Here is a 3,399-nt window from a genome sequence, read left to right on the forward strand (position 1 = left end):
GAGGCGCGCGTAGTAGGGGGCGTTCCAGGGGACCTCGGTGAAGGTGGTCAGGGTCAGGGCGCTCGCGCCCTCGGCGCGGGCGTGCGCCGCCGCGTGGCCGATCAGCGCGCGCCCCAGACCGCGGTGGGCGTGCGCGGGGTCCACCGAGACCTGCTCGATGTGGAGGCAGCCGTCGAGGCGGTCCGCGATCAGGTAGGCCACCGGGGTGTCGTCCGCCGCCGCGTGCACCCACGCGAGGCCCGCCCGCCGGTGCCGTTCCAGGACCGCGAGCGCGGGCGGCGCGTCGTCCGCGATCTCCGGCATCCCGAGGGCGCGGAAGGGCTCGCCCGCCGCCGTCTCGACGCGCTGGAGGCGCGGCAGGTCGGCGGGGCGGGCGGCCCGGATCGTCATGCCTCGTAACCCCGTTCCCCGGCCAGCTCCCTGGCGGCCTCCTTGAGGTCCTTCGCCGTGTCGATCGCGCGCCAGTAGGCGCCTTGCGGGATCGGGTAGCCGGCGAGGCGGCGTTCGCGGGCCAGGCGGGGGAAGGCGGTGCGCTCGTGGTCGCCGCGGTCGGGGAGGAGGTCCGTGAAGGCGGGGGAGAGGACGTAGACGCCCGCGTTGACCGAGTACGGGGACGGCGGGGCCTCGACGAAGTCGCTGATGTGCCCGAAGGTGTCCGTCTCCACGACGCCCCAGGGCAGGCGCGGACGGGCGAGCGCGAGGGTGGCGACGGCGGCGCGTTCGGCGTGGAAGGCGGCCATCGCGCGCAGGCCGAAGCGGGTCCAGATGTCGCCGTTCGTCGCGTACCAGGGCTCGTCGGGGTGCGGCAGGTGCGCGGCGGCGAACTTGAGGCCGCCGCCCCGGCCGAGCGGTTCCGGCTCGATCACCGTCTCGACGTTGAGCGGGAGTTCGGTCTGCTGGAGCCAGCCGATAAGGACGTCGGCGAGGTGGCCGCAGGAGATGACGACGTCGCTGACGCCCTCGCGCGCGAGCCAGTCCAGCTGATGGCCGATGATCGGCACGCCCGTGCCGGGGATCTCGACCATCGGCTTGGGGCGGTCGTCGGTGTACGGGCGCAGCCGGGAGCCCTGGCCCCCGGCGAGGATCACGGCCTGGCGCGGCGCCCCGGCCGGCCAGGCGGGGGACGGTGCCCCGGCGGCGGTGCCCACGTCCGTGTCCGGGCGTACGTGCGATTCGCTCATGGCGGCACACTACGGGGCGGCGGTGAGGCGGGGGAAGGCGCGACAGGCTCCGCCGAAAGCCGTACGGAGGGGGCGGTGGCCGTACGGCGGTGGTGGCCGTACCACGGGTGGGCGGCCCGGCAGCGGGGAGGGGGCGTGGGGCGGGGCGCCCGGTTCCCCCGGGGCGCCCCCGGCCTCGTACGGCCGTCGTCCGGCCCCGTACGGGGCGTCCGGCGGCTCCGTGCCGCCGTGCCGGGCTCAGCCCTGCATCGTGGCGACGCCCGTCGCGTATGCCGTGTCGCAGACCGGGCGGGCGAAGGACTGGGCGCGGTTGGGGCCGTAGGCGCGGACCGCCGCCTCGCCGAGCGAGCGGGCGAGCGAGACGCAGTGCTTGGCGAGCGAGGGGCGCTCGTGGATCGCCTGCTGGAGGTGGGTGAGCGCGATGCCCGGGTCCTTCTCCTGGAGTTCGGAGAGGAGCTTGGTGCGCAGCACCTCCTCGGGGGCGCGGCGCTTGTTGTTCTTCGCGTCCTCGCCGGCGGGCGAGGAGGCGTTGGAGGAGGAGGCGGTGAGCGTGGAATCGCTCGGCCCCTGGGTCGTCCAGCTGACGTGCGTCACGGCGAGCGTCCCGGAGAGCACCAGGACGACGGGCAGGACGAGGGCGAGCGTTCGGCCGATGCGGCGGGCGGTGTAATTCACGCGGGGAAGCGTAGCGCTCCGTGCTGATATAGCGACATTTAGTCACTCTATCGAGTGAGGTAATTCGGTGTTTCGTGGGTATGGAAGTTGACTTCGCAGGTCGGGGGCGGGTCGGGGGACGGGTGCTTCGGCTGCGGGTGAACACGACGACGGGCCCCGTCCTCCCTGTCGAGGGGAAGGACGGGGCCCGTCGTCGTGTGGTTGCCTCTCCGACCCGCGCGGGCCGGTAATACACCCGTACGGGTGAGGGCGTCCGGTGTCAGTCGCTCAGGCGCTCGCCCGTGGAGGTCGCGAAGACGTGGCTCTCGCCCGAGCGCGGGACGACGTGCAGGACCTCGCCCTTGGCCGGGACGGCGCGGGAGTTGCCGCGGATGACCAGGTCCTTCGTCTCGCCGCCGATCTCGATCGTGCCGAAGATGAACGCGTCGGCGCCCGTCTCCTCGACGACGTTGACGGTGACCGGGAGGCCGGCCGGGGCGTCCTTGGTGAGACCGGCGCCGGAGCCCTCGGTCTGCACGTCGAAGTGCTCGGGGCGGACACCGACGGTGACGGTCTTGTCACCCTTGTCCGAGGCGGCCTGGAGCGCGTCGCGGTTGACCGGGACGACCGAGTTGCCGAACTTGACGCCGCCGTCGGTGATCGGGACCTCGATGAGGTTCATCGCCGGGGAGCCGATGAAGCCGGCGACGAAGAGGTTCGCGGGCTTGTCGTACATGTTGCGCGGCGAGTCGACCTGCTGGAGCAGACCGTCCTTGAGGACCGCGACGCGGTCGCCCATCGTCATGGCCTCGACCTGGTCGTGCGTGACGTACACGGTCGTGATGCCCAGGCGGCGCTGGAGCGAGGCGATCTGCGTACGGGTCGAGACGCGGAGCTTGGCGTCGAGGTTCGACAGCGGCTCGTCCATGAGGAAGACCTGCGGCTCGCGGACGATCGCGCGGCCCATCGCGACACGCTGGCGCTGACCACCGGAGAGCGCCTTCGGCTTGCGGTCGAGGTACTCGCTCAGGTCGAGGATCTTCGCGGCCTCCTCGACCTTCTTGCGGATGTCCGCCTTGTTGACGCCGGCGATCTTGAGCGCGAAGCCCATGTTGTCGGCGACGCTCATGTGCGGGTACAGCGCGTAGTTCTGGAACACCATGGCGATGTCCCGGTCCTTCGGCGGGAGGTGCGTCACGTCGCGGTCGCCGATGCGGATGGCGCCGCCGTTGACGTCCTCCAGACCGGCGAGCATCCGCAGCGAGGTGGACTTACCACAGCCGGAGGGGCCGACGAGGACGAGGAACTCGCCGTCCTCGATGGCGATGTCGAGCTGGTCGACAGCGGGCTTGGTACCGCCGGGGTAGATGCGGGTCGCCTTGTCGAACGTCACAGTGGCCATTGCGGGCCCCCTTCACCGGCAGGAACGTGCCGGACGATCCGAGTAAAGAGAGAAGAAGTGGTGTAGTCCACGCGGGTGAACTGGGGGTGACGCTACCCCGGGGGTGCGCGAATTGTCAGTAGTCCAGGTCATGTGATGTTCAACGGGTTTGCACGTGGGGAC

General features: G+C 71.7%; 4 protein-coding genes. All 4 read right to left on the bottom strand.

The window, feature by feature from the left end; translation table 11 throughout:
- On the bottom strand, positions 1-390 hold a 390-nt coding region (locus tag SSBG_RS15950; RefSeq protein ID WP_008747123.1), incomplete at its 3' end, for a GNAT family N-acetyltransferase.
- Positions 387-1,181 carry a nucleotidyltransferase family protein gene (locus SSBG_RS15955; RefSeq protein ID WP_037869904.1) on the bottom strand — a complete coding sequence of 265 codons (795 nt, stop codon included), beginning with the start codon at positions 1,179-1,181 and terminating at the stop codon, positions 387-389. The genes SSBG_RS15950 and SSBG_RS15955, both read right to left, overlap by 4 nt.
- A 237-nt stretch (positions 1,182-1,418) precedes the next feature.
- Positions 1,419-1,856 carry a hypothetical protein gene (locus tag SSBG_RS15960; protein ID WP_008747126.1) on the bottom strand — a complete coding sequence of 146 codons (438 nt, stop codon included), beginning with the start codon at positions 1,854-1,856 and terminating at the stop codon, positions 1,419-1,421.
- A gap of 259 nt (positions 1,857-2,115) precedes the next feature.
- Positions 2,116-3,237, bottom strand: coding sequence for an ABC transporter ATP-binding protein (locus SSBG_RS15965; protein ID WP_008747127.1), 1,122 nt, complete (start codon positions 3,235-3,237; stop codon positions 2,116-2,118).
- Between the last annotated feature and the right edge of the window lie 162 nt (positions 3,238-3,399).

This window comes from Streptomyces sp. SPB074, assembly GCF_000154905.1.
Classification (GTDB): Bacteria; Actinomycetota; Actinomycetes; order Streptomycetales; family Streptomycetaceae; genus Streptomyces.